The following is a 21,368-nucleotide window of genomic DNA, read 5'->3' as shown; positions in this document are numbered from 1 at the left end:
GCAAAACCAAACTGTCATCGCGAAAGGAGTACTGCGATCTCCTTTTTGAGGTTTAAATCAGGAGATTGCTTCTCCACCGGCGGATCGCAATGACAGGTGAAAGCCCTCAAATATTATTTGCCAGTTTGACTGATTTTCGTGCTACTGCAGTAATTTCATCAAACTTTTTCTGTTGAATTAAGTCTGTGGGACATAGCCATGATCCTCCCGCCGAAATAACCATCTCGTGTTTGAGGTAGGAGTCCAGATTAGTTTCATTTATACCTCCCATCGTTAAAAATCTGATTCCGGTATGCTGATAGGGACCTGCCAAACTGTTGATATAATTAATCCCACCCATATCAGATGCGGGAAAAAGTTTTAGTGTTTTATAACCAGCATTCAGTGCTGTTTCTATATCCGTGGGAGTCATAACACCAGGAATGAATGGAAAATCCAGCTCCTTAGCTTTTTTAGTTACCGGATTACTAAATCCCGGCGATAACCCAAATTGTGCACCGGCGTCTCTGGCCACGGCCAATTGATCTGGTGAAAGGATAGTTCCCGCTCCAATCTGCATTTCAGGAAATTCCTGGACTATTGCAGAGATAGCTGGTGCCGTTGCTTCAGTACGAAAGGTAACTTCCATGACATTAAGACCACCTTTGAGTAAAGCTTCAGCTATCTTAAGAGCGGAATCTGCATCCGAAAGAGTGACTGCAGGTAATAGTTTACTTTGTAAATTTTTTTGAGTCATAACCGTAACCTAATTTTGAATACTGGATCTGATCGCTGAGACGTAACCATGGATTACTTTTCTTACAAAAGACTAGTTTTCAATATTGGCCTGCAGTGTCATAATGGATCGGGCGGGTATGATCACCGATTCATCTTGAGCTACCGGCTCTTGTTTCCGAAGATCCATTTTTCCGGAAGTAAGGTAAGATTCAAAATCCGACAGATTATAGTCTTCTACATTCGTGCCGCTCACACTCACCCTTTGGTCTGCATGCCCATAGTTCACCACTACCACTGTAAGGGTACCTTGCTCTTCATGGACATAAGCGGAGGCCATTAGCTGCTGTGCAGCCTCCTCAGGGCTTGCGTTATCGGATCGGAAAATTCCCAGCCGAACGGCCCCGGGTCGAATAAAGCGACTGTAGTTCCCCAGTCCCCAAAGCAGCTTGGAATCTGAAACCGTACCGTTCTGAGTGTTTTTATCGATGTAGACCAGACCATCTTTATAATCATAGGGGCTTATAGCCAACCACCACTGCCAGGAAGTGGCATTAGCGATGGTCATATCAAAATGCAGCACGCGGGCCACATACAAGGCCGGATCCATTCCCAGATCCCGACCATTACCTTGTATCTCTTCGTTATCGGCCAGGATGCAGTACTCGGACATCGTGTATGTAATGGGGATATCCGTATTCTGTATACTTTCTCTAACCTGCCTGCGCTGATCAATCATCTCACTGACTGGCCAGGTGGTAAAATAGCTGTGAGCCGCCATTTTCCGGGCCACAGTCGGCAGATCTTTAACTTCACTTTCCGGTCCAAAAAAGTATTCGGCCTGATGGCTTCTGCCGGAAAGATCGCCATCGTATAAAAAATCAATTTGTGCAGTTTCCGGTATCTCAATTTTGCTATCCAATCCATATTCCTGGATCTTCTGATCAAGAGCTTTTACTACACCCGAAATTTGTTCGTTTTGGTAAGGAGAGCCTTCCTGCCCGTTATCCTGAGACCAGTCCCACTGCGGTTCATTTACGGGGCTAATATAGGTAAACGGCGTTCCCTGATCGTTAAAATACCGGGCAATTTTTGACAGGTAATCCGCAAATTCGTCAGAATACTCCGGAATGATGTTGGCTTGTCCGCTGCCATCGCCAAAGGCTTTACCATTTTGGGTAAGGAGTACCGGTGGACTGTTTACAAAGCCAATGAACTTCTCCACTCCACGGTCACTGGCTGCATTCATAAACCATTGTTGGCCCTGCTGTTTACTCCAGTCGTAGGTGCTGTCGGCCGTCAAAAAACTTTCCGCCCGTCTCCAGGGATCATCTATACCACTTTCTTCTCCCTGCCGGGCGCTACCAGCCCCTATATTAAATCGCCACATCGAAAGGCCAATGCCTTCCGGATTCCCTTCGGTATCAGTAGCTGTGCTGAACAGGTAATCGGCGATTTGTTCCCGTTTATCCACTGGCCAATTCTTTCCCACAAACTGCACGCTCCAGGCATCGGAGGCCCCAAATCCCTCGATCTCTTGCTTCTTGTCCTCAAAATTTATGGTCAACTCCAATGGTTCCGGGTCATTATTAGCCTCATCGACTTTAATGGACTGGCAGGCAAACAATACGACCGGTAGCAGAATTAAATAGGTAAATTTAATATTCATTCTTTTTGATATATCCTTACGTAGTCTATTTCATAGCGTTTTGGAAACTGGGTATCAGAAGGATTCCCTCCATTTGAGCCAATGGCCAGATTTAACAAAATATAATGGGGCTGATGGAAGGGATTGAATCCATCCGGATTTTCTGTTTTGCTCAAATCTATTTCATTTATCAATTCATCATCCAAGTATAACTTTATGTAGTCTTGCGTCCAATCCATTTTCCAAACATGAAATTTTTCCGGCCAATCCGGGTCCTGATTTAGAAAATGTTCAAAAGATACTTTCCCTTCGTCCCAAACAGGCTGATTATTCCCATCAGTCCATGCTGCATTTGCAAGGATCACCGGTTCCCCCTCGCTTCGGTAAAACTCCATAACATCTATCTCACCATTTGCCGGCCAACCTCTTTCGGGATGAGTTCCCAAGGTCCATATGGCCGGCCACATTCCTTTGGCAGTATCAATTCTGGCCTGAATTTTAAAAAGTCCAAATTGAAATTCTTGTTTCCCGCGGGTGTTAATACTGGACGAGGTATATCCTGCATAAGGTCTGCTTCTTCTCCAATCGTCACTTGTAGAATCATAGAAGCTATTTTCAACACGCTCTCTCCTTCCTTCAATAACCAAGCGGCCATCCTCAATAGTAGCATTATCCTGCTGATACCACTGAAGCTCATTATTTCTAACAAATCCGTGCTCATAGCCCCAGTTAGAAGTATCGGGCTTGTTGCCTTCGTTAAATTCGTCATGCCAGACCAAAGTGTATCCGTCAATAGCTTCAGGCTCTAATTCTTCCTCTCCCTTTGATGATTCCTGGTTGCCGCTACAGGCGACAAAACTCAAACATACAACTAGAATAATCCATTTTGATGCTCCCATATTAATCTCAAATTTTCAAAAAGTTATGGTCTCCATTTTAATAGAAAGATTTCCTGGGGAGCAATGTCTTCCAGCGTTTCCCCATCCCCCTGACCTACATTTTGTACAAAGAGATATAGCTCGCGATGCTTTTTCCAGGCTTGTGAATCCAAAGTTGGTTCCCAAAGTCCTACTGATTCCTGATAGATATCATTAACACTCCACTTACTGTAGTCCGAACCCTCTGAGGCAGCAATAGAAATCCCGCCTCCTCTCTCAAAATCCCTAAAAATAAGGTGCACTTTTCCCTTTTCTCCAGCTATAATCTGGGGACGAGAAATAGGTATACGCTTGGTCCCTCCTCCACTTAGCGAAAAGTCGAGTGTGCGGTTTCCTACTTTTTCTTTCTTCCACTCCTCTCCGTTATTCCATACCACATAAAACTGGGGGGCATCATCGTTCTGGCCTTTCCAATACGAAGCTATAACCGGATTACCTTCACTATTTACAGTCATAGAGGTTTGGTTAATTAACTCGCTTCCCTGCGGAATTTTATATGCAATTTCAGCATTATCCAAGGTTATTGGTAACACATACCTTTCTCCTTTTGACGTCTCCCAACTGTTGCCTTCATCTGGTGAATAAGCATACATGATATCGTGATTCGTGGCTACATCCCAGCTTTCTCTCCAAGTCCAGGATAGATGCCAACCGCCTTTTTCATCTATAGCTATTCCATTTACATAGGCATTTCGCTCACCTTCGCCATCAATCAGGGGATGTTGTATGGCCTTCCACTCCTTATCTTCAATATTATAGCGGTTGACCATTACATTTCCCCGCCCGGAACTACCCTCACGGTACATAAAAAGGAGATCCCCATCTGGTAATCGATAAAATTGTGGATAGGTTACCGCCTCCTCATTTTTTCCCGTCATAGTGGGTTGACGATCAAACTCCAGGCTACCCGGCTTTTTCCCCTGTGCATAGAGGATCTCTTGCCCATGCATTCCCCATGAAAGATGCAACAAGCCATTCCCGTCTACAGCAATACTGATAGAATTATGGGCATCTTCCACATCAGCCTGAAGTCCCGTTTTATTGATTTCCCACTCTTTCTTTCCACGTTCTCTTTTGGCAGCCATTACATTTCCGTCGGAATCATAGAAAGCGGTATATTGCTTATTTTGAAAGGTAGTAACACTATTTGTCCGAAAAATAACGGTATTTATAGAGTTACGGGCCCATCCTTCTGCTACCGGAATGATTTCAGTATTGCCTGAAAGAGTTTCTTCCGATTGTGCAACCGCTGTATTAGCGGACCAGCTAATGGTGAAAGCAATAATCAGGATAAGGACTATTCTGGAGAGTACGTTTATAAATATAGAGATAAGTTTCACCTTTTAGGTCATTCCTCGATTAGTGACTTGTGAATTTCCTGCATGTGCGCAACATCAAATTTGATAATCTCTCGATCATAAGTCATAAGGCCATTGACTTCTGATTCCACATCCGTGGTTTGGGTATAGACGGCAGCAGAAAGCCCCTTGTCCTTGAGCTTATAAAGCTCCTCAATCATCTGATCATAGGTATCATGCAGCTTGGACTCTGACTGCGAGGTCTCATAATGGCTGGGCGCACGGCTAAAATCCTGTATCCATAAATGATCCTTAACAACCAATGCCTGTCCCCCGAATTCACCTAACACGGCGGCCCTACTGTCTTCTGTTTCTGGCATGTCCGGACCCGGATATTCATGCATATCAATGACATCTCCAACCCCGTGGTCGGTCCAACCACTGGCATTATTAACCAATCGGGTGGGATCAAGCTTTTGGGTCCAATTGACAATCTCCTCCGTTTGAAATTGCCCCCAGCCCTCGTTGAATGGAACCCACATAACAATAGATGGATGATTATAGAAGGCATCAATCATTCGCTTATATTCTTTCTTGAACTGTTTAGCGGACTCCTTGGTACGTTCGGGAATAGGTTCGGGACGCATATCTCCACTAGGCATATCCTGCCAGACCAAAATGCCGAGCTTGTCCGCCCAATAATAGAAGCGCTGCGGCTCCACCTTCACATGCTTGCGGAGCATATTATAACCCAGTTTTTTTGTCGCCTCAATATCGTATTTGAGCGCTTCATCGGTGGGCGCGGTATATAATCCATCCGGCCACCATCCCTGATCCAGGGGACCCAATTGGAAAAGCGGTTCGTTATTCAGGAATAATCGCATATGTCCATCTTCGGCTCGGGCAATTTCGATCTTGCGCATACCAAAATAACTGGATACCTCATCCACCACTTCTCCGTTTTCTGCTATGAGTTTAACCTCCAGGTCATACAAATAAGGATTATCGGGCGACCATAATTCAGGGTCATCCAGCTGGATTAAAAAATCCTGTTCCGGATTTCCTTCTGCTACTCCTGCAACTTCCCCTTCCTTCAGGGCTTCTATCCTTAACTGATGTCCCTCTGACAGATGCTTGCCCTCTACCTCTACTTTCACTCTATTGTTATCGATATCAGGAGTAATTTTAAGATCCTGAATATAGGATTCCGGTACATATTCCAGCCATACCGTTTGCCAAATGCCCGTTACAGCGGTATACCAGATACTCCGGGGATCATGCGTCTGCTTGCCTACCGGCTGACTTCCCAGATCCGTCGGATCCCAAACGGTAATTTCAATTTCCTGCTCTCCATTTGTCAGCTGATCGGTTATGTCAAAGGTGAAAGGATCATATCCTCCCTGGTGTTTACCAATATATTCCCCATTTACCCATGCATCCGTCTCCCAGTCACTGGCTCCGAAATGAAGTAGTACGCGTCCGTTTTCATAGGGATTCTCAACCTGGAAGGTGCGCCGGTACCATACTCGATTATCAGCACCTACGGTTTCTCCAATCCCCGATAAGGCCGACTCCACCGGATACGGAACTAAAATTTGCTGATTGTACTCCCCGTGATCAGTGTCCTTCCCTGTTATCTTAAAATCCCAAAGACCATTCAGATTTTGCCAGTGCTCCCGTTCCATCATAGGCCGAGGATACTCGGGAAGGGCATTTTGGGGACTTACCTCATCTGCCCATTGGCTCATTAGAGGTCCATTGGCGGGCTGCCACTGCCCTGACTGGCCTTGCACATTTACAGTTTGAATAAAAAATAATCCAATAAAAAGAACAGTCAGAACTGAACAATTTCTAATATTCATTTTGGCGTTATTTAGTTATATAAGCAGGTTTAGGTACATTTGTAGCTATAATACAAAAGTTTACTACATCATTTATTATGGTTAAAAATTCCCACACCCACAAGAAGCCCGAATTTTCAGTGTGGTTAAAACTTCAATATTTTCGATAGGCTCATCTTTATTTTCTATGGCAGCAATTAGTTTTTTTGCCGCTTTTTGACCAACGGCATAAGCAGGCTGGTGCACTGTTGTCAAAGGTGTTTCCAACAAAGGAGCTCTAATATCATCTGTAAAACCCACAACTGCCATGTCCTCAGGAACGGATAATCCAAAATCTTTTAGCGCTTTTATTGCTCCAAAGGCTGCAGGATCGTTCACAACCACTACCGCTTCCGGGTATTCCTCCTCGGGCAGCTCCAAAAGACTTTGCATGGACTCATATCCTTTTATTTTCTGGAATCCACCTTCTATAATCCATTGATTATTTATAGGTAACTCATATTCTTCCAGGGCCTCCAGATATCCCTCCATCCTTTCCTTCCCAATGGATACATTAGGGGGACCACTTAAATGGGCTATTTTAGAATAACCATGTTCCGTTATTAAATGCTCGGTAATTTGATAAGAACTAGTCCGATCATTTACACTTACGCAGCTTGCCCCAAGCCCTTCGATACAGCGATCAAAAAAGACGAGCTTTGTACCGCTATTTATAATCTGTTCGTAAAAAGAAAAATCGTCGATACCAATAGAAGTGGATATCAATAAACCATCAACACGCTGGGACCGTAACGCATTTACGGCCTTTTTTTCCCTGATAAATTGCTCATTTGCATTGGTTAACAGGAGCTGATAGTCGGATTTATTCGTTACTTCCTCTATGCCTCGAACTACTTCCGGGAAAAAAGCGTGGGTAATTTCCGGTATCACCACCCCAATGGTATATGTTTTGTTCGAAACAAGGCTTTTGGCTACATAATTGGGAGTATACCCCATTTCTTCCGCTTTAGATACGACTTTTTTTCGGGTATCCTCGTCTACATTATCTCTATTATTAAGGGCTCGTGAAACCGTCATCGCTGAAACGCCCAGCGACTCTGCTATCTCCTTAAGGGTAACCTCTGAACTCATCTTGGTGTTTTTTAGTTATTATCGCTATCAAATCAATATCCCTTACTATTAAGGCAATAAGTATTCTTTTTTAAATATTAATTACAAGTAAAACGGTAAATAGTTTCTGAACGAAACGGCTGAAAAGCATCAATCACAACCGAAGGAAATTCAGGCTGATTGGGGGAATCCGGATAATGCTGGGGCTCAAGACAGATGGCCGATTGAATACCTTCGACTGGATCGGAACAGGCATAAAACTGTAGGCCCGGTTCGGTAGTATAGATATCAAGCTGTCGCCCTCCCTTTGGTTCATAAACAGAGGCAGCAAGAGTAGGGTCCTCACCACTATTCTTGTTCAATACAAAATTATGATCAAATCCATCAGCATTCTGTATTTGAGGATGATGGGGATCGTAAGCCGAATCAATAGATTTACTCTCCCGAAAGTCGAATGGGGTTTCCTCTACGCCGACTAATTTCCCCGTTGGAATTAACCCCTCATCAATAGGCGTATATTTATCTGCATTTATTTTCAGGTGATGACTGTAAGCGGTTGATCCGCCGGAACTTCCATTCAAATTAAAATAGGGATGACTTGTAAGGTTCAGGATTGTTTTTTGATCAGATTCCGCTTTATAGCTAACCTTCAGCTCATTATCATCAGTGAGTTTATACCTCACGCCAATACCCAGGTTACCCGGATATCCTTCTTCCCCATCAGGAGAACGGTAAGACAGGCTGAGCGTTTGATCATCTATCTGATTGGCACCCCATACTACCCGGTGGAAACCACCCGGACCTCCATGAAGATGATGGACCCCGTCATTCGTATTAAGGGTATATGTTTTATCCTCAATACTAAACCTCCCATTAGCAATTCGATTGGCGTATCGGCCGATAATCGCTCCAAAATACCGCTCAGGTTTATCCATGAATTCCTCCATAGAAGAATAGCCTACGACAATATTTCCAAAATTATCTGAACGATCCGGAACTAACAATTCCACTAATCGGCCTCCATAATTTGTAATAGAGGCTTTAGCTCCATTGGCATTCTCAAGTTTGAATAAATCAACCTGTTTTTCTCCAAGTACGCCCTTGAAATCTGATCTTTTCAATGTATTATTCTGTACTATTGGCTTATAAATGAATAAAGAATACCCTGCTCATTATCATATATTTATTAGATGTATTGATTAATGAGATTTTCAAAATATTCCTGACGTCCACTAATTTGTTCTGGCTCTCCATTTTCTTCAGCCAGTTTCTTAAGGTCTGTCAGACTCAACTCTCCATTTTCAAAGGCAGCTCCAGCTCCTTTATCAAAAGAGGCGTATCGTTCTTTGCGGAGTTCTTCATAGGATGATTCTTCAAGAATTTCATGAGCAGTCAGCAGAGCCCGCGCCAGTACATCCATCCCGCCAATATGGGCATAAAACAGGTCTTCAAGGTCGGTAGAATTACGACGAATTTTTGCATCAAAGTTTATTCCCCCGGTATCAAAGCCGCCTGACTGAAGAATTATCAACATGGCCTGAGTGAGCTCAAAAATATCGGCAGGAAACTGATCGGTATCCCAGCCGTTTTGGTAGTCACCGCGATTGGCATCAATGCTTCCCAACAGTCCGGCATCGGCAGCTACCTGAAGCTCGTGCTCGAAGGTATGCTTGGCAAGTATGGCATGGTTTACCTCAATATTCACCTTAAAATCGTCCAATAGATCGTATTCCCGTAAAAAACCGATGACGGTAGCCGTATCAAAATCGTATTGATGTTTGGTGGGCTCCATTGGCTTTGGCTCGATAAGGAAGGTCCCCTCGAAACCATTTTTTCGTCCATAATCTCTCGCTGTATGTAAAAATCGCGCAAGATGGTCTCTTTCGCGCTTCATCTCCGTGTTGAGCAGTGACATATATCCTTCTCTTCCGCCCCAGAACACGTAGTTTTGTCCCCCTAGTTCAATGGTAGCATCCAGCGCTCGCTTTACCTGTGTTGCTGCGTGCGTAACCACTTCGAAATCAGGATTCGTTGCCGCCCCATTCATATATCGTGGATGGCTAAACAGATTCGCGGTACCCCATAACAGCTGTACGTCACTTGCTTCCTGTTTTTGTTTGGCATAATCAACCATGGTCTGCAGCCGCCGGTCTGTTTCAGCAATGCTGTCCGCTTCATCTACAACATCCACATCGTGGAAACAGTAAAAAGGAACTCCCAGTTTAGTGATAAACTCGAAGGCTGCATCCATCTTCGCCCGGGCGCGATCCAGGGGATCATCGAACTTCATCCATGGCCACTCGCGGGTTCCCCATCCAAATGGATCTCCGCCGGTTTCACAGAGGGTATGCCAATAGGCCACCGCAAACCGAAGGTGTTCCTCCATGGTTTGATCCCCTACTTTTCGGCCGGCATCATAATATTTAAATGATAACGGATTCTCTGAATCTTTGCCTTCAAAGGGAATTTCATTGATGTCTGGAAAGTAAGAAGTGTCTCCGGTAGTAATCTTCATAAAAGGTCAATAATATTAAATAGTTAGTAATAATTTAGTGTATTTGTGAATTTCCTATTTATATAATTTCCATCAGAAACCCATCCTTAAGCCAAAGAAATGGAAATATATCTAAAAAATCCTGTTTAATTCCTCGAAATTACATTCTGAGGCTTTTAGTATATTAATCAGTTTTTAATTCCTTTTCTAGTTTCTCCTTCCATTGGTCATAGGCCGAAGAATAGGCTTTTTCTAATTCCGGTTCGGGCTGTAGCGTATCGCTTTTTCTAAGTCCTTTAAATGCTTCCTCCCTGTTAGGGAAAGCATCGATACCGATACCCGCTCCGATAGCGGCGCCGTAAGAACCGCTGCTGTCGTAAAGTTCAACCGATAACCCGGTCGTATTCGTAAAGGCTTCCCGAAAAACATTACTCAAAAACATATTTCCCTTTCCTACGCGAATAGTATCGATATCCAGACCCATCTGATGCATTACCTGTAGCCCATAATTCATGGAAAAAGCGATCCCTTCCTGAGCCGCCCGAATAATATGCGCCCTGGAATGTCGATTAAAATCAATATTTCTGAATTGAGAACCAATGCCCTGCTGTCCCAGCACCCGTTCGGGTCCGTTGCCAAATGGGAACACATGAATACCTTCTGATCCCACTGCTACTTCAGAGGCCATCGTATTCATCTCTTCGTAACTGTTCAATTCATTAAACAGTTCATTCTTTAACCAGCTGTTTAAGATACCCGTGCCGTTGATGCATAACAGTACCCCATACCTGGACTGCTCCTCATCGTGATTTACATGCACAAAGGTATTAACGCGCGATTGTTCGTCATAGAGTGGCTTATCGGTAACGCCATAGATAACACCCGAAGTACCGGCTGTTGCGGCAGCTTCCCCGGGATTTAATACATTAAGTGAAAGCGCGTTATTGGGTTGATCGCCGGAGCGATAACCTATGGGAATACCCTCATTCAACCCCAGTTCCTCTGCCGCCTGTGATGTAAGCGTGCCAGAAACAGCAAAGTTTGGATCGTACTCGGGAAGTAAATCCGGGGATAGCTCATAGAAATCTAATAATCTAGTAGCAATATCAGAAGAAAGATAATCCCAGAAAATACCTTCTGAAAGTCCTGATATTGAAGTTCGAACTTGGCCGGATAGCTTCATAGCAACATAATCGCCGGGCAGCATTGCCTTGTGTATTTTTGAAAACAGCTCCGGCTCATTTTCCTTGACCCACCGCAGTTTGGAAGCGGTAAAGTTACCGGGAGAATTCAAATAGTGTTCCAAGCTGTAGGATTCCCCAATCTCTTTAAAAGCTCTATTCCCGATATCAACGGCCCGACCGTCGCACCAAATAATAGCGGGACGCAATACGTTTTGATCCTCATCAACCAATACCAGCCCGTGCATCTGATAGGCAATTCCGATACCCGCTACAGCCGCGGGTTCCGCCTGTTCTGCTTCTAATACCTCATGACTTACGTTTACGATATGTTGCCACCATGTTTCCGGATTTTGTTCCGCCCATCCCGGTTCGGGAGCATCCATCTCCAGCTCTTTTTCAGGAGAAGTAGCCGAAGCAATTTCCTTCCCCGTGGCGGCTTCAACGAGTGATGCTTTAATCCCTGAACTCCCTATATCAAATCCTAATAATTGCATCTTGTATAACTATCAATAAAAAGTTAAAACTCAGTTTCTCCTTTAGTGCTCAGTAAATAAATTTCAGTAGCTTTCCAATTTATCGCTTTAAAATCCTTAATATATTTGAAATTATATTTCCCGCGTCGCAAATAACTTTCATAGCTATTAAGAGCCTTAAAAAGCCACCCATCCAAAATAAAGGAATGGGGGAATAATGCAAGAACGAAAAGTTAAGGATATGAGGCAACCTTCAGAGGATTTTTTAACCGTACCTTAGTTTCCTTATTAAGGCTAAAATTTAAAATTATAAAAGAATTTTCAGTTATATAAGATAAGCTTTCACTGCTGTACAGAGCCTGTGGCTTCAAATTCTTTTAGCATTTCAATTTCCTGGGGCCATCGCTCTGTGTTAGGGGTTTCCAGAATCATTGGAATCTCATTCAGACGCTCATCCTGCATCATCAGCTTAAAGGAATTTAGTCCTATTTTTCCCTCACCAATGTTATCATGGCGATCGACCTGACTGCCCAACTCTTTTTTAGAATCGTTGAGATGTATCCCCTTTAAATATTCAAACCCTACAATCTCTTCAAATTCCTTAAACATTTGTTGATACCCTTCTTCGGTAGAAAGGTCATAGCCTGCGGCAAAAACGTGACAACTGTCAATACAAACCCCCACCCTACTCTTATCTTCTACTCCATCGATAATAGCAGCGAGGTGTTCAAAGGTGAAGCCGGTGTTGGTGCCTTGTCCGGCCGTTGTTTCAATAACAGCTGTTACTCCTTTGGTCTGATCCAATGTCCAATTTATGGACTCTGCATTACGATTAAGACATTCCTCCACACTTACTTTGTTTAGATGACTACCGGGATGAAAGTTTAACAATTCTATTCCCAGCTGCTCACAGCGTTGCATTTCATCCAGAAAAGCATTTCGCGATTTCTCCAGCTTATCCTGCTCCGGATGCCCTAAATTTATAAGATAACTGTCGTGGGGCATCACCTGGTTCATGGAGTAACCGTATTTCTCACAGTTCTTTTTAAATCCTTCAATATTTTCCCTGGTTAGCGGGGGACCTTCCCATCGCCGCTGATTTTTAGTAAACAGGGCAAAAGCAGTAGCACCTATTTCATATGCTCGTTTGGGCGCGTTTTCAACCCCGCCCGCAGCACTAACATGGGCTCCGATATATTTCATAAAAACAACACCTTTTCTTTTTACCGTTCAAATAATTGCCAACTTAAAGCAATAATGAGTTCAAAAATAAATGTAAATCCAAATATTTTGGCCATATTCCTGTCTCCAATGTCCTCTTCCGTCATTTCCACTGCCGACATCCAAGACTGTTCCGAAAGAGATCTGTACTAAGGTCTAAACTATAAAGAATGGAGGATTCATGGCTACTATTACTGCCCAAATATTAATTGGGGGTTTCCATTTCTCCTCTAAAGATTTAGCTTTTCAGCTTAATCAGTATTTTTCTTTTTCCTGGAGAAACTCAAAATAAACGTGGTTCCTTTTCCATTCCCACCACTATTTACTTTTATTTCACCTCCCATTTCAGCCATATAATTAGCACTACTATGTAACCCAAATCCGTGTCCTTCCTTTTTGGTCGTAAAACCGTGTTTAAAAATAGCTGTCTTATTCTCTTCCTTAATTCCCTCCCCATTATCCATTATGGAGAGATAAACCATTTCTGAATCCTGCCAAGTAGAAAATTCAAGTTTTCTCTCCTCCTGATTCACCTCTTCCATCGCTTCTTTGGCATTTTTAATAATATTAATCAATACATGAATCAATTTTGAACGGTGAGCCTCAATAACATCCACTGGCTGAAAATCTTTTTTAATTTTCAGTTCATGTCGCTCAATGGAACCCGCCTGCAACGCAAGCGCATCATCAACTATTTCGGATAGGGAGATATGATCGTCATGCATTCTTGCCCCAACATAATTCTGCTGGGCGGCAATTGTACTATTAATCATCTCTATTTTATCAATGAGCCGATTTGACTGCTTGATCACCTTATTCTGTTCTTCTTTAAGGGGTTCTTCAATCTTCAGGTAGTAATGCATCAGCTTTTTTCCTTTTGGATCATTACTTATAAACTCCTCAATATGATTAATATGTTCCCGAAGAATAGTATTCGCCTGTTCTAATCCTTCAACTTTAGACTGCTTGACAGTATCCCTGATTAAAGAAGCTGAAGTAGTTACGCTATTGAGGATATTGCCTACATTGTGTAATATCCCAGAAGCGATATCTGCCATACCTGCCTTGTGGGCTTTTTCCACCAGTTCGTTTCTGGTGCTCTCCAACTCCTGTACAGTCTCATTTAACATTTCATTTTTGTCTTCTAATTCCACACGGATTTCTGCCAAACGACGCGTCTGTTTATAAAATATTCCGGCGGAACTAAAAATATATGCCAGTAGTGCGGCCATTGCCAAAAGTTCAATATGAAAAGCAGCTTCAAGCTCCATCCGGAAGCCCGTCATAACGCCACCAATGATTATTCCAAGCAGAAATAGCCCCAACCCCTTCAATAGCTGGCGATGACCACCGACCATAATATGGTTTAGCACTGTTGAAGTCAGAAAAGCAAATGATATCCAAAGCGAAAAGTGAATATGAGCAGTCCATAGACCAAGTATAAAGGCATCAAACATCATGGCCCTAACTTCAACTTTTTTCTTTTCGGGAAAAATCTTTGCCACTAACAGCACCAAGTGAGGATATATGAGAAAATAGATACTCATATAGAGGAAAAACCAGTTAGACCAATTATTGCTGATGACTAACAGTGCGATCAGTAGAAAACTCCCGGCAAAGCCTAATATGCGGGGACTGTAATTAGCTTGCGAAAGACGGTGTGCTTCCCCTAATGTAAAAGTATTGTTTCCTGATGATCCCGATTCTTCGTTATCAAATCCTACAGCGAAGCCAAATAAAATAAATCCTATAGCAGTTATAAAAGGAAAGATAACATTCCCACAACCTGAATTTATCGCGAATAGTGTTATAATAATATTCGTAGATATGAGCATCTAAAATAATTTCTGCAAAACAGTAATTCGTTTTGAATAGTCCGATCCTATATTTCTACCAGCATATAAAATATTTTAGATGCAAGAAACTATTTAAAAAGTCAAGAGCTATTTTCTGTTTCTGACTTACGAGTAAAACTTACAGTAAATGTGGTACCTTCTCCCTTCCCCTCACTTTCCGCTTTAATCTCTCCCCCCATTTCGGTCATATAGTTTGCACAGGTATGCAAACCAAACCCATGGCCATCTTCTTTGGTAGTGAATCCATGATTAAAAACGCTGTTAAGGTTCTCCTTCTTTATCCCATCCCCGTTATCAGTTATAGAAAGATGGACCTTTTCCAAATCCTCCCAGGTACGGATAAAAAGATTTTTTTCGCCTGGAGCCATCCCTTCCATCGCTTCTTTGGCATTTTTAAAAAGATTGATCAGGATATGAATAAACTTACTCTTCTGGACGGGGATTTTTACGGTATCATTGTAATCTTCCCGAACATTTATATTATGACGATCAATACTACCCGCCTGTAGCTTGAGAGCGTCTTTAGTCACCTCTTTAAGGCTAATTTCTTCATTCACACGCCCAACCTTTGCATAATCCTGCTGCGCCTCAATTACTTCGGAGATGAGATTGACCTTGTCCTTAAGTCTTTTAGCCTGTTCTTTAATCTTCTCATATTCTTTATCAAGCGGTTCTTCAAGCTTCAAGTAATATTGAATTAGATCCTTCCCTCTCGGATCATTTAAAAGAAAATCTTCAAAATTGTCTTTTTTATCCTTCAGCAATTGATTCGCCTTCTTAAAGTTATTTATCTTGGACCGATGAATCGTTTCGTGAATCACATCGCTTGACGTATTCACGCTATTTAAAATATTACCAACATTATGCAGTACCCCTGTTGCCAGATCCGCCATCCCCGCCTTGTGAGCCTTCTTTATAAGCTCACTTCGCATGCTGCTTAAATCTTCCAGGGTCTCCTGAAGCTCTTTGTTTTTCTGATCTAACTGACTGGTTCGCTCCGCCACTTTTCGGGCAAGTAGTTTATTTTGCCTTCTAACAATGCGCATCCGGTAACGATATCCGCCAAAGATTAATCCAGATACAAATAAGGCAGATAACAAGTAAAACCAGGTAGTCCGCCAAAAAGGAGGCGTTATGACCAGCTTGATCGAGGCTTCTTCTGTATTCCATATCCCATCACTGTTTGCCGACTTAACTCTAAAGGTATATTCACCGGGATCAATGTTTGTATAGGTGGCTGATCGATCTTCCCCTACTTGGTTCCAGTCGGAGTCAAACCCTTCAAGCATATAAGCATAAGTATCTCCCTTGATGGTATTATAATTCAGGGAAGCGAATTCAAAAGAGAAAATCGAAGCTGTATGGGAAAGTTTTATCTGATCTGCATGATTAATATTTTTTTGAAGAGGCGAATCTTCCCCGATGGTCACAGACTCATTAAAAATTTTAAAATCCGTTAAGACCAACGGATGCACAAAGGAATCTATTCGAACACTGTCGGGATGAAATCGATTGAACCCGTTATTGCCCCCGAAATACATATATCCTTCATTATCTTTATAATACGAAAGGTCATTAAACTCTTGTCCCTGTAACCCGTCTTCCAGATGAAAGTTTGTGAAGGTGGTATCACTGGGGTTAAACTTTGAAATACCGTTATTTGTGCTGAGCCACAAGTTCCCGGAGTCGTCCTCTAATATGCCTTTCACCTGATTGTTGGGCAAGCCCTCATCCACACTGAAGCTTGTAAATTCATGGTGATCCCAATCAAAAACAAAATGATGGAGGCCTCCTTCTTTAGTACCAATCCAAAATCTATCTTTCTGATCTACATGAATAGTCAGTACAATATTACTCGTTAACCCTTGATCCCCTTCATAAAAATTCCAAATCGAATTCTGTTCTCTATTGAGTAGTTTCAGTCCTCCTCCATACGTTCCCATCCAGACTCTATCCTGGGGATCAATAGAGATATCCCTAATCGTTCCTTCCTCCTGTGAATATTGGGTAAAATTCCCGGTTTCAGGATTAAGTTTACAAACTCCACCTCCGTTTGTGCCGACCCATATATTGTGTTCTTTATCTTCATAAAGAGCAAAAACATCGTTATGGCAAAGACTATTTGCATCCTCAGGATCATGTTTATAATGCTCAAAAGTACTATCGGCCACATTAAATCTACTGATGCCGCCATTATAATATCCAATCCATATATTTTGATTATGATCTTCGAGCAGAGCTAATACTATATCGCTGGCAAGGCTGTTGCTATTATTGGGATTATGCCTGATGGGATAAAACCGGCCGGTTTTCTGATCAAAAAGATTTAATCCCCCTCCATCGGTTCCCACCCACATATTACCCCTGCTATCTTTTAGAAAAGAGGTAACCGAATTATTACTTAAGGGGTAGTCACTGAACGATTCGTATTTGTAATGCTCAAACTTTGGATTTTTTCGGTCTAAAAAATTAATTCCCCCGGAATATGTACCTATCCATAAAATCTGATCATTATTCTCATATAATGAATAAATTGCATCGTCAGAAATGCTATTGGGGTTATCCAGATTGCTCTGGTAATGGTAAAATCGACCTGTATTCCGGTCAAATTGATTTAATCCATTATTTTCGGTGCCAACCCACAAGACGCCCCTGCTGTCTTCCAAAATTGAGTAAATAGTATTTCCACTAATACTATAGGGATCATCATCCTCATGGATATACGATTGGAAGGCCTCTGTTTGCCGATTGAACTTATTCAATCCACTACCTGTCCCCACCCAAAGAGTGCCTCCGTCATCCTCATAGACCTGCATTACGCGATTCCCGCTAATACTGGATGGATCTGCCGGATCATGTTTGAAAACTTTGAAAGTTTCCGTTTCTGAATTCCATAGGTTGAGTCCTTCATTGGTTCCTATCCACAAATTCTCCTGCGAATCTTCATACACGCAGTTGATATAACTATTACTTAAGCTTTCAGGATCATCAGGATCTGTATAGAAGTGGAAGAACTCCTCACTGTCCCGGTCAAAACGATTCAATCCATTATAGGTTCCTATCCAGAATTCGCCGTTTTCTCTTTCGACGATACTCGTGATCGAATAATCACTTATACTCTCTTCCCGGTTTTCGTAATTAACCCGGTAATGCGAAAATTGCTGCGTTTCTTTATCAAACTTATTAAGTCCCCCGCCTGAGGTCCCCACCCACAGCACCCCCTCATTATCTTCATAAATTTCACTTACATTATTACTACTAATGGTGGTGGAATCTTCGGGGTCATGCTTAAACACCGTCATTTGATAGCCATTATACCGATTTAGGCCATCGTTGGTGCCAAACCACATAAATCCATCGCTATCCTGATAGATTACCTGGCCCGTACTTTGCGAAAGCCCGTCCTGTTGGGTCAGGTGATTAAACTCGATATTTCGATCCTGTGCAAAAGTCTCCTCCGCCTGAAAGAGCACTAATAGTATCAATAAACAAATGATACTGACTCCCCAACTATTTACAAGTCCCCTTTTTAGTAAATGTTTATGCATATAGTTGCGGACTAAACCTACGTATTATCAGAGACATCAACATTCGCACCAACCACCTCTCTTATCGCTTCCAAAAGATCTTCCCTTTCCACCGGTTTCCCCACATAAGCATTCATCCCCACTTCCTGAGATCTCTGACGATCTTCTTCAGTGATCGCAGCGGATAATGCAATGATTGGAATATATTCGTTGCTTACCTTTTCTGTTTCCCTGATTAAAGACGCTGCTTCATAGCCATCCATTTCAGGCATCTGTATATCCATTAATACACAGTCATAGTCATTTTCTTCAACAGCCTTTACCGCCTCTGTACCTGTTTCTACAATATTAACTTCATATCCTTCCCTTTCGAGGATTTTCTGAGTAACAATCTGATTGACCTTGTTATCCTCAGCTACCAATATTTTAAATTGACTGGGTTTGGACTGGATGGCAGTATCCTGTACAGTTTCCTGCTCATCAGCTTGATCTTTTTCTTCACCCTTATACTCTCTCAAGGGGATACGGCACCAAAACGTAGCCCCTTTTCCAACTGTACTACTTACCCCTACCTCTCCAGCCATCAACTCAGCCAGTTGACGACAGATTGCTAAACCCAATCCAGTACCGCCAAATTTTCGGGTTGTTGAAGAATCTCCCTGGGTAAATGAATCGAAAAGCTTTTCTTGTCTTTCCTGTGGGATCCCCTCCCCGGTATCCTGAACGGAAAATTCAATCAGGAATTTGTCATCCTCAGCTTCAAGGCATTCCACATTAAATATTATTTCTCCTTCATCCGTGAATTTGACGGCATTGCTTCCATAATTTACCAGAATCTGTTTTATACGGGTGGGGTCCCCAACAAGCTCTTCGGGCACTTTATCATCGATAAGATGCTCTATCCTTAACTCCTTTTTACCATCTACAGCAAATGATACCAACTGAACGGTTTCTTTAACCAGTTCTTTAACTTCAAAAGGAATGGACTCAATTTCCATTTTCCCGGCCTCAATCTTTGAAAAGTCCAGGATATCATTGATTACCCGCAATAATGATTGCGCACTCCTTTTAACCATTTGGGAGAGCTCGCGCTGTTCCTCGGTTAAGTCCGTATCAAGCAACAGGTCATTCATCCCTATAACTCCATTCATAGGTGTACGTATCTCATGGCTCATATTTGCAAGGAAAATACTTTTGGCAGCCGATACTTCCTCGGCTTTATCTTTCATTTTTTTATAATCCTTGACCAACTTATTGAGCTCGGCCGTGCGCTCTGCAACTTTTTGCTCAAGTCGTTGGGTATGCCTTAGGGTTTCCTGCTGAAGCTGATTTTTAGCGGTCAACGACATAGCCGTTTGCTTTAGGGCTGTCGAGTCAAAAGGTTTTCTCATGAACAGGAACTTGTCTGTATTACCCAAGGTTTGAACAATTTCATCCCATGAATAATCGGAGTAAGCCGTGCAAATGACTACTTCCGTATATGGATTAATATCCCAAATATTTTTAATGGCTTGTATCCCATCCATTCCCGGCGGCATGCGTACGTCCATGAATGTAAGTGAATAAGGATCTCCTTCTTTCTTTGCTTCTTCGACCATTTCAATGGCTTCCTGGCCTTGATAGGCATGGTCTATGGCATAACTTACTTCAACATCTTCATTCTCTTCAGATGAGGAACCAAAAAGCCGATCTTCAATATCCTTGAATTCCCTGTCCTTTTGGAAACCTTTTAAAATAGTTTCAATATCCTCATGGATAGCCTCGTTGTCATCCACCAGCAATATACGATGTTGTTGCATAGCCAACCTGTAATTAGTTATACCTTTTTTAACTGAGCCTTCTAACTATATGCCTTTTATACCCTAAGTAATAATTTGATCCCTTTTTAGCCGAATAAAAATGTTAGAAAATATTAATCTTTTAAAAATTAATATAAAATAAGGGTATAAAAAAATTAAAATACCTTTAGGCAATAGTACTTAATAGTAACTTAAAGCAGACATTATACTTGGGGACATTTAAAACTAATTGTTACCTTCACTGTATTGATTTATTTATCGGCTATGATGTTTTATTCTTAAAATAACTTGAATAATAAATGCAGGATTTTAATCAGACTGTACCCATTGACGAAGTGGGGGTAAAAGAACGCGTGAGCCGCCTGAACAGCAGAAGCATAAAAAAAGAATCAAAGGTACAGGCGCTCAAGATGGCTTTAAGCATGGTTGACTTAACCACTCTGGAAGGGATGGATACACCGGGCAAGGTCATTCAACTTTGTCAAAAAGCAAAAGAGCCCCATGCCGAAATGCCTGACCTGCCCACCGTTGCAGCCGTTTGCGTTTATCCAAGTATGGTTAAGACCGCCTATAAAGCTCTGCGCGGAACCGACATAAATGTTGCCAGTGTTGCTACAGCCTTCCCCAGCGGAATGGCTACTTTTGAAGCAAAAATTGAGGAAACCCGTCAGGTTGTGGAAAACGGTGCCGATGAAGTGGACATGGTTATTTCGCGGGGTGAATTCCTGAGAGGTAATTATGATTATGTATTTGAAGAAATTGCGGCCGTAAAAGAAGCTGCCGGAGAAGCTCACTTGAAAGTGATATTGGAAACAGGAGAGCTCCAAACGTTTGAAAATATACGCAAGGCAAGTGACCTTGCCATGGAGGCCGGGGCAGATTTTATTAAAACATCTACCGGAAAAGTCCAACCGGCAGCAACGCAACCAGTTACACTGGTTATGCTGGAGGCGATACGGGATTACTACTACGAAACTGATCGAATGGTGGGAATGAAACCAGCGGGAGGAATCCGCAAAGCCAAGCAGGCACTTCAATACCTGGTATTGGTTAAGGAAACGCTGGGAGCTGACTGGCTGACTCCCGAATATTTTCGGTTTGGAGCCAGCTCGCTGGCAAATGATCTGTTACTGCAGATTGTTAAACAGAGTACCGGCGTTTACCAAAGCGAACTTTACTTTTCAAATGATTAACTTTTGCATCTGGTTAACTCAATAAAAAATAAATTAATGATGCCAGACACACTTAGTTAACAATCAAAAATA

General features: G+C 42.4%; 14 protein-coding genes. 1 reads left to right on the top strand and 13 read right to left on the bottom strand.

The window, feature by feature from the left end; genetic code table 11:
* Window positions 1-106: 106 nt before the first annotated feature.
* From eda to ABEB05_RS02995, 13 genes are all read right to left on the bottom strand, one after another.
* A complete protein-coding gene (gene eda, locus ABEB05_RS03055) occupies window positions 107-736 on the bottom strand; it encodes a bifunctional 4-hydroxy-2-oxoglutarate aldolase/2-dehydro-3-deoxy-phosphogluconate aldolase (RefSeq protein WP_265787417.1) in 630 nt (209 codons plus the stop codon).
* A 72-nt stretch (window positions 737-808) separates the two neighbouring features.
* Window positions 809-2,383, bottom strand: a complete 1,575-nt coding sequence (locus ABEB05_RS03050; protein WP_265787416.1) for a glycoside hydrolase — start codon at window positions 2,381-2,383, stop codon at window positions 809-811.
* A complete protein-coding gene (locus ABEB05_RS03045; RefSeq protein ID WP_265787415.1) occupies window positions 2,380-3,261 on the bottom strand; it encodes a glycoside hydrolase family 16 protein in 882 nt (293 codons plus the stop codon). The genes ABEB05_RS03050 and ABEB05_RS03045 overlap by 4 nt, the downstream gene beginning before the upstream one ends.
* Window positions 3,262-3,284: 23 nt before the next feature.
* Window positions 3,285-4,640, bottom strand: coding sequence for a BNR repeat-containing protein (locus ABEB05_RS03040; protein WP_265787414.1), 1,356 nt, complete (start codon window positions 4,638-4,640; stop codon window positions 3,285-3,287).
* Window positions 4,641-4,648: 8 nt separating this feature from the next.
* On the bottom strand, window positions 4,649-6,460 hold the full coding sequence (locus ABEB05_RS03035; RefSeq protein WP_265787413.1) for a glycoside hydrolase family 2 protein: 1,812 nt from the start codon (window positions 6,458-6,460) through the stop codon (window positions 4,649-4,651).
* Between the two features lie 81 nt (window positions 6,461-6,541).
* Window positions 6,542-7,570: a LacI family DNA-binding transcriptional regulator gene (locus ABEB05_RS03030; RefSeq protein WP_265787412.1), complete on the bottom strand. Its 1,029-nt coding sequence runs from the start codon at window positions 7,568-7,570 to the stop codon at window positions 6,542-6,544.
* 77 nt (window positions 7,571-7,647) lie between these two features.
* Window positions 7,648-8,670, bottom strand: a complete 1,023-nt coding sequence (locus tag ABEB05_RS03025) for an aldose epimerase family protein (RefSeq protein ID WP_265787411.1) — start codon at window positions 8,668-8,670, stop codon at window positions 7,648-7,650.
* A 65-nt stretch (window positions 8,671-8,735) separates the two neighbouring features.
* Window positions 8,736-10,064 (bottom strand): xylose isomerase, encoded by a 1,329-nt coding sequence (gene xylA, locus ABEB05_RS03020; RefSeq protein WP_265787410.1) that lies wholly within the window; start codon window positions 10,062-10,064, stop codon window positions 8,736-8,738.
* 163 nt (window positions 10,065-10,227) lie between these two features.
* Complete coding sequence (locus ABEB05_RS03015) at window positions 10,228-11,721, bottom strand: xylulokinase (RefSeq protein WP_265787409.1); 1,494 nt, start codon at window positions 11,719-11,721, stop codon at window positions 10,228-10,230.
* 321 nt (window positions 11,722-12,042) lie between these two features.
* Entirely contained in the window at window positions 12,043-12,903 is an 861-nt protein-coding gene (nfo, locus tag ABEB05_RS03010) for a deoxyribonuclease IV (protein WP_265787408.1), read from the bottom strand.
* Window positions 12,904-13,172: 269 nt separating this feature from the next.
* Window positions 13,173-14,756, bottom strand: a complete 1,584-nt coding sequence (locus ABEB05_RS03005) for an ATP-binding protein (protein ID WP_265787407.1) — start codon at window positions 14,754-14,756, stop codon at window positions 13,173-13,175.
* Window positions 14,757-14,857: 101 nt separating this feature from the next.
* Window positions 14,858-18,325, bottom strand: coding sequence for a sensor histidine kinase (locus tag ABEB05_RS03000; RefSeq protein WP_265787406.1), 3,468 nt, complete (start codon window positions 18,323-18,325; stop codon window positions 14,858-14,860).
* 17 nt (window positions 18,326-18,342) lie between these two features.
* Window positions 18,343-20,103 (bottom strand): response regulator, encoded by a 1,761-nt coding sequence (locus ABEB05_RS02995; RefSeq protein ID WP_265787404.1) that lies wholly within the window; start codon window positions 20,101-20,103, stop codon window positions 18,343-18,345.
* 299 nt (window positions 20,104-20,402) lie between these two features.
* Between ABEB05_RS02995 and deoC the strand changes: the two genes are divergently transcribed.
* Complete coding sequence (gene deoC, locus ABEB05_RS02990) at window positions 20,403-21,296, top strand: deoxyribose-phosphate aldolase (RefSeq protein WP_265787402.1); 894 nt, start codon at window positions 20,403-20,405, stop codon at window positions 21,294-21,296.
* Window positions 21,297-21,368: the final 72 nt, after the last annotated feature.

Origin of the sequence: Fodinibius salicampi (assembly GCF_039545095.1) — a bacterium.
GTDB lineage: Bacteria > Bacteroidota > Rhodothermia > Balneolales > Balneolaceae > Fodinibius > Fodinibius salicampi.
Note: the sequence above shows the minus strand (reverse complement) of the source record. Positions and strands in the feature narration are given on the sequence as shown.

Coding starts and splice junctions, on each gene's coding strand:
- ABEB05_RS03015 (WP_265787409.1), bottom strand. CDS start 11,721: ATGCAATTATTAGGATTTGATATAGGGAGTTCAGGGATTAAAGCATCA.
- ABEB05_RS03045 (WP_265787415.1), bottom strand. CDS start 3,261: ATGGGAGCATCAAAATGGATTATTCTAGTTGTATGTTTGAGTTTTGTC.
- ABEB05_RS03005 (WP_265787407.1), bottom strand. CDS start 14,756: ATGCTCATATCTACGAATATTATTATAACACTATTCGCGATAAATTCA.
- nfo (WP_265787408.1), bottom strand. CDS start 12,903: ATGAAATATATCGGAGCCCATGTTAGTGCTGCGGGCGGGGTTGAAAAC.
- ABEB05_RS03050 (WP_265787416.1), bottom strand. CDS start 2,383: ATGAATATTAAATTTACCTATTTAATTCTGCTACCGGTCGTATTGTTT.
- ABEB05_RS03035 (WP_265787413.1), bottom strand. CDS start 6,460: ATGAATATTAGAAATTGTTCAGTTCTGACTGTTCTTTTTATTGGATTA.
- ABEB05_RS03030 (WP_265787412.1), bottom strand. CDS start 7,570: ATGAGTTCAGAGGTTACCCTTAAGGAGATAGCAGAGTCGCTGGGCGTT.
- eda (WP_265787417.1), bottom strand. CDS start 736: ATGACTCAAAAAAATTTACAAAGTAAACTATTACCTGCAGTCACTCTT.
- deoC (WP_265787402.1), top strand. CDS start 20,403: ATGCAGGATTTTAATCAGACTGTACCCATTGACGAAGTGGGGGTAAAA.
- ABEB05_RS02995 (WP_265787404.1), bottom strand. CDS start 20,103: ATGCAACAACATCGTATATTGCTGGTGGATGACAACGAGGCTATCCAT.
- ABEB05_RS03000 (WP_265787406.1), bottom strand. CDS start 18,325: ATGCATAAACATTTACTAAAAAGGGGACTTGTAAATAGTTGGGGAGTC.
- xylA (WP_265787410.1), bottom strand. CDS start 10,064: ATGAAGATTACTACCGGAGACACTTCTTACTTTCCAGACATCAATGAA.